Source organism: Limnobaculum eriocheiris, assembly GCF_021010575.1.
Lineage (GTDB): Bacteria > Pseudomonadota > Gammaproteobacteria > Enterobacterales > Enterobacteriaceae > Limnobaculum > Limnobaculum eriocheiris.
In genome coordinates this window covers 1-5,909 of record NZ_JAJNAG010000078.1, presented here as the reverse complement: position 1 = coordinate 5,909, position 5,909 = coordinate 1, and the positions used below count along the sequence as shown (strand labels likewise).

The 5,909-nt window shown below is 42.5% G+C and carries 8 protein-coding genes and 1 pseudogene; 4 read left to right on the top strand and 5 right to left on the bottom strand.

What is annotated here, in order from left to right:
* The 3 genes from LPW36_RS17370 to LPW36_RS17360 all read right to left on the bottom strand — a co-directional run.
* On the bottom strand, nt 1–73 hold a 73-nt coding region (locus LPW36_RS17370), incomplete at its 3' end, for an IS1 family transposase (protein ID WP_338085959.1).
* Between the two features lie 3 nt (nt 74–76).
* Complete coding sequence (locus LPW36_RS17365; RefSeq protein ID WP_230611836.1) at nt 77–400, bottom strand: hypothetical protein; 324 nt, start codon at nt 398–400, stop codon at nt 77–79.
* 137 nt (nt 401–537) lie between these two features.
* Complete coding sequence (locus tag LPW36_RS17360) at nt 538–1,740, bottom strand: tyrosine-type recombinase/integrase (RefSeq protein ID WP_230611834.1); 1,203 nt, start codon at nt 1,738–1,740, stop codon at nt 538–540.
* 328 nt (nt 1,741–2,068) lie between these two features.
* On the opposite strand from LPW36_RS17360, the gene LPW36_RS17355 reads away from it, so the two are divergent.
* The 3 genes from LPW36_RS17355 to LPW36_RS17345 all read left to right on the top strand — a co-directional run bounded on the left by LPW36_RS17355 (nt 2,069) and on the right by LPW36_RS17345 (nt 4,156).
* Nucleotides 2,069–2,644: a hypothetical protein gene (locus LPW36_RS17355; RefSeq protein ID WP_230611832.1), complete on the top strand. Its 576-nt coding sequence runs from the start codon at nt 2,069–2,071 to the stop codon at nt 2,642–2,644.
* 131 nt (nt 2,645–2,775) lie between these two features.
* Complete coding sequence (gene lpcA, locus LPW36_RS17350) at nt 2,776–3,354, top strand: D-sedoheptulose 7-phosphate isomerase (RefSeq protein ID WP_230611830.1); 579 nt, start codon at nt 2,776–2,778, stop codon at nt 3,352–3,354.
* Nucleotides 3,355–3,388: 34 nt separating this feature from the next.
* A complete protein-coding gene (locus LPW36_RS17345; RefSeq protein ID WP_230611828.1) occupies nt 3,389–4,156 on the top strand; it encodes a class II glutamine amidotransferase in 768 nt (255 codons plus the stop codon).
* A gap of 6 nt (nt 4,157–4,162) precedes the next feature.
* Here LPW36_RS17345 and LPW36_RS17340 read toward each other — a convergent pair whose 3' ends face one another.
* Nucleotides 4,163–4,906 (bottom strand): L,D-transpeptidase family protein, encoded by a 744-nt coding sequence (locus tag LPW36_RS17340; protein WP_230611826.1) that lies wholly within the window; start codon nt 4,904–4,906, stop codon nt 4,163–4,165.
* Nucleotides 4,907–5,259: 353 nt separating this feature from the next.
* Nucleotides 5,260–5,781 (bottom strand): annotated as a pseudogene (locus LPW36_RS17335) (L,D-transpeptidase family protein); the annotation flags it as partial.
* Between the two features lie 55 nt (nt 5,782–5,836).
* On the opposite strand from LPW36_RS17335, the gene LPW36_RS17330 reads away from it, so the two are divergent.
* Nucleotides 5,837–5,909, top strand: a 73-nt coding sequence (locus LPW36_RS17330) for an IS1 family transposase (RefSeq protein WP_338085959.1), incomplete at its 3' end; no start/stop codon positions are given.

Sequence of the window (5,909 nt, the reverse complement as noted above, 5' to 3'; positions counted from 1 at the left end):
AGGTGGAATGACCGTTTCGGATCACATCACTCGTTTCAGAACAGCGGGGACAAACTACATCAATCTTTGCCATCAATCATCCAAAGGGCGAAGAATACCACAACACTAAATATGCGTCACGACCAGATTTCCGATAATACATGTAAGCGTGATCTATATAATATTTGGGTTCACCAATTGCTAATTCAATATTAGTATCCAATATATGATCGTCGGGGTCTTTACTATCTAATTCAGTTGTTAATTGTTCATGAAAGTTTAAGGCAGTCATAGATGGCTCATAAGTTATGCCATCAATATAGAGAATTACACATTCTTCAAAATCCTTTATAAACCTTTCACTATACTTAAAAAAAATCTCATCGAACTTTTCAATTTCAATTAGTTCAGATTGCATCATAGGCCTTCCTTAGAAGTACATAAGTTTAGAATTCAATCAAGTTTATCGTTAATCTAGATCCAGTAATGTTAGGTGTATCTATTTAAAGTACATTGAAATATTCGTTAGTATCAATACTACCTATATAATGCTGTCCACTATCCTACTGAAGAAAACACATAATTTGCCCATGTTTGCATCATTGAACGGCGTTCATCTAACAGATCAGTACGATGATAGGCTGCTTCAGATTTGTTCTTGATAGTGTGCGCAAGGGCTCGTTCAGCTATATCGTGAGAATAGTGATGTTCACTACACCAGTCTCTAAAGCTAGAACGAAATCCATGGGCGACAGCATAACGGCCAGGAGTATCACTGATAGCCTTGGTTCTGCGTAAAAAAGAAGTCAAAACCATATCAGTTAGCACTATTTGTTTTCGTGGTGAGGGAAAGACTAACTCCTCATGTAACCCCCTCATTTGAGAAAGTATTTCAACAGCTTGGCTAGATAGCGGTATCCGATGCCTTATACCACTTTTCATGCGTTCAGGCGGGATCGTCCAGATATTGCGTTTAAAATCAATCTCGGTCCAACACATGGCTCGGGCCTCTCCTGAACGGCTGGCGGTCAGGAGAGTGAACAGTAACAATGCGCGGGTAACATTATAGCGCTCGTGACTATAGACGCGAGAGGCTACATATAACGGTATGACCTTCCATGGCATGGCCGGTTGATGCTCAGTGCGTATACTAACGCTGACCTGCTGAGGAAGAAGATGGTCAACAACGTCAACAGGGTTAGCAGAACAATGTCCGTGAGCCCATGCCCATTGCATGACTTTATGGATACGTTGCTTAACTCGACCCGCGGTTTCAGGGATCGTCATCCAGAAAGGGCGTAGTACGTCAGCCACATTTGCTGGCGTGATTTCGTTAAGATACACCGGCCCTAAGATGGGAAATATGTGCTGCTCAAGTGTGGATATCCATTGTTTACCATGTTTCTGATTACGCCATCCAGGTAGCAATTCAGTGTGGACTTGTCTGGCGGCTTCTTCAAAGGTGGGAATAATAACTTTTGTGGTTTTTGCTTTTTTGAGCTCTAGTGGGTCATCACCATACGCTAATTGTTCGCGCATGGTTTGCGCCAATCTGGCAGCTTCAGCAATGGTTATTTCAGGGTAACTACCTAGACCGGCATTTCGACGTTTTTGGGTCACAGGGCTGACATAACGAAGAACCCATTTTCCGCGGCCTTTTGTAGCGGAAGGATGAAGAGCTAAGCCCGTGACCCCACCATGTGGAACGGGCTTGTCATCAGGCTTGATGTGACGAGCTTTAGTATCAGTAAGTAGTGCCATGAGCTGAAAATTCCACTATTTTAAGTATGCCATTTAGTATGCCATTAACAAGCGGCTGAGTTAAGATAAGGTTAAGTTGTATTGGACAGGAAATTGGGTAAGATGGCTGCATAGCTGGGATTTGTACGATGGGGTTGGTTTGTGTTGGACTCATGTATGGCAGACGTCCGTTCCGCCACTAATTTCAATCCCTTGAGCTAAACGCTCAGGGGATTTTTTTCGTCTCTGGTTTTTTCTTGGCTGCATTTCTCTTTATATACCGGTTTCTATTCTCCTTCATCTTCCTGTAAATTAACCTGATAGCCAGTTGTCCGATTTGAAGGTATTTATGTGGTTTTTAAAGTTATTGTTCAAAAAGCGCTTTGATGCTGAATTTGTTACCCGCTTTTTTCAGGCGTTGTCTGAACATATTCCTGATATTGAACTGGTCTGGAAAAAAGGGGGGAGCGAAGTCGCTCAAAGTTCAGCGTCTTCAGCGGTCATTAAACAAGGGAAAAAAGTTCTCTATTCTCAAGGCAGCCGTTTTGGATGGATTGATCCGTTCTCTGCCGGAGAATATCGCCCAAACTTAATGAAAGTGGCCGAACAGTTTCAACTGGGACGGGAAAAGCCAAATTATTGGTTGAGCCTTGTTTGCATTGTTGCTTATCTGGTGATTGTTTTCGGTGCAATGGGGGCCGGGGAGCATTCAGTCAATTTATTTTATACTGGCGGTGTTGCTGCTGCGTTGCTTACCAGTATATTGATGGTATTCAGCTATCGTGCTGATTGGTCTCATAATCTTCGCAGTTTATGTACTACATTATGGATACTGGCAATGATTGCGGGTGCTATTTCATCTGTTTTGTTATTGCCAATCATTTGGACGGAAAACCGCCAGCAACTGGCACGAATGTATCATTAAATGGCGACTGAATGGCTGAGAAATAGGCTATTTGCACAGAAGATAGCGTTTATGGCACTTCTCGCTACTATTGCTATCCGTTACACTGATCGAAACTGATTCACTACACTTTATCTACAAAGAGGTTTTTCATGTATCAGGATTTAATCCGCAGCGAGCTTAATGAAGCCGCTCAGGTATTACAAAAGTTCCTCAGTGACGACGCTAATATTGAATCTGTACAGCGTGCCGCTTTGCTGTTAGCCAGTTCGTTTAAAGCCGGTGGTAAGGTGCTCTCTTGTGGTAACGGCGGCTCACATTGTGATGCTATGCATTTTGCGGAGGAGTTGACCGGGCGTTATCGTGAAAACCGTCCAGGCTATCCGGCTATTGCTATTTCTGATCCAAGTCATATTTCCTGTGTGAGTAACGATTTTGGTTATGACTATGTTTTTTCCCGTTATCTGGAAGCGGTGGGGCGTGAAGGGGATGTTCTGTTTGGATTATCCACATCCGGTAATTCGGCCAATATTTTAAGAGCCATTGACGCTGCCCGCGAAAAAGGCATGAAAGTGATTGTGCTGACGGGAAAAGACGGCGGGAAAATGGATGGTCTGGCTGACGTTGAAATTCGCGTTCCTCATTTTGGCTATGCGGACCGTATTCAGGAAGTGCATATTAAAGTGATCCATATTCTGATGCTGTTAGTTGAAAAAGAGATGGCAAAATAACAGCATCTGATTAGTGTGTTGATGAGAGGTCGGTATGTGTGAATTACTTGGAATGAGTGCCAATGTGCCGACCGATATCTGTTTCAGCTTTACCGGGCTGATACAGCGCGGTGGTCGTACTGGCCCACATAAAGATGGTTGGGGCATTACCTTTTATGAAGGGAAAGGATGCCGAACGTTTCGCGATCCGCAACCCAGCTATAACTCACCTATTGCTAAACTGGTACAAGAGTACCCAATTAAGTCATGTGCGGTAATTTCCCATATTCGCCAGGCTAATCGGGGAGCGGTAGCGTTAGAAAATACGCATCCATTTACGCGTGAGCTTTGGGGTCGTAACTGGACCTTTGCCCACAATGGCCAGTTAAAAGGTTATCGAAGCCTGAAAATGCCGTTTTTTCAGCCGATTGGTGAAACGGATAGTGAATATGCTTTTTGCTGGATCCTGCAACAACTTAAACAACGCTATCCGCGTCGGCCATCTAACTGGCCGGCGGTATTTCGCTTTATTGCTACATGTGCCGATCAACTGAAGAAGAAGGGAGTGTTTAATATGCTGCTTTCTGATGGTCATTATGTCATGGCATATTGTTCAACCAATCTGTACTGGTTAACGCGGCGGGCACCTTTCGGTAAAGCAACATTGTTAGACGAAGATGTGGAGATCGACTTTCAGCGAGAAACTACACCAAATGATATTGTTACTCTGGTGGCTACTCAACCATTAACCGGCAATGAACAGTGGCAAAAAATCCCTGAAGGAGAATTTGCCCTGTTTCATTTTGGTAAACGTATTATCTGATGTCTTTTAGCGAGCGAAAGGGTTCGCCGGATTAGATTTTTGTGGATTGTTAGCCAATAATCCCTGTGGAGCAAGATTGTAGCGCCCATTACTGACAATCATATTTGGCGGTTGATGGGTCTTTTCAAAAAAGTCATAGCCCACTTTTAACTGCTGCCAGAACTCATAATGTACAGAGTGGCTGTAACTGTTCAATTTATTGTTGGTCATACGGAATGGGAAGATGTTAACTTCCACCTGAGGTTGCCCATTGATCAGCGCATATTCAATAAATTGATAAATCTCGGAAATCTGCTGGTTATTCATCGCATAACAGCCGGTAGATACACAGTCACCGTGTACCATCAGATGCTTACCGGTAAACCCGTGCTCCTGATCGTATTGATTAGGATAGCCAAGATTAAATGAACGATAGAATTTACTGTTTGGGTTCAGGCTTTGCATTGTCACCTGATAAAAACCTTCAGGGCTTTTAAAATCTCCCTGATAGCGCTTAGGCCCAAGACCACCGGAATAGTTACAGATAGGATAGGTCTGTACCAGTTGATAAGTGCCCTGATTTTTAACAAACAGCTCCAGAACTTTATCTTCTTTAATTATGCGAACATAAACCGGTAAACCCAGTAGCCGCTGTTTTTCTGGTTGCATAGTAGATTGTTGTTCAGTCAGCGGCTGAACGGACTGCGCATTGGAATAGAATGACACTGGCGACAGTAGTAATACGCTGAGCATGAATAGGGATTTGCTCATTTTTCTTCCCGTTGTTAAAAACATATATCCGTGGCTAATTAATTTAAACTTGTTGTATTTATAGTCTATTTTATGCCGGGTAGTGTAAGTCAGATAATAAAAAAAGAATAATTATTTTTATAGTGAAATATCATTTTGTGTGGTACCGCAAAAAGCTTGTTTTGGGAAGGGGTACAGGAGCAGTGAAATTCAGTGTAACAATATGATATTATTGTGATTATAGGTGGCGGCTAAACGGCCAGAAATATACAGTTATCGTTCTGACCGTTCAGATTGGTATTATCCTTTTTAGCGATAGCTAAATTTACCAATAAATTCCTCAGTATTTCTGGGAAGATTATTAGCATACATATGCTGAGTTTGTGGTAAAGCGCATAGCGGCCATCAACAACGGAAATGTTCGGGGGCTGATGGGTAGCTTCAAAATAGTCATAGCCCGTTTTTAGCTGCAACCAGAAATCCTGATATTCGGAATCTTTATGGCGCCGCATATTTTCGTTAGTCATACGGAACGGGAAAATATTGATACTCACTTGCTGCTGACCGTTTTTCATTGCAGCTTCGACAAATTGATAAATTTCGGCAATTTGTTCATCGGTCATGGCGTAACAACCGGCTGAAACACAGGCACCATGTACCATTAGATAGTTGCCGGTAAAACCATGGGCTCTGTCATATTGGTTAGGGTAACCAATATTAAAGGCGCGATAAAATTTACTATTAGGATTCAAACTATTGGCGGTTATTTGATAGAATCCTTCCGGACTTTTATAATCGCCCTGACGCTTTTTAGGTCCTAATCCACCAGAGTAGCTACAAATTAAGTAGGTTCTAATGTGTTGATAGCTATTTTGGTTTTTAACAAATAGCTCAAGTTTAGGTCGTGACGCATATTTAGTGTTGTGGTATTCTTCGCCCTTTGGATGATTGATGGCAAAGATTGATGTAGTTTGTCCCCGCTGTTCTGAAACGAGTGATGTGATCCGAAACGGTCATTCCACCT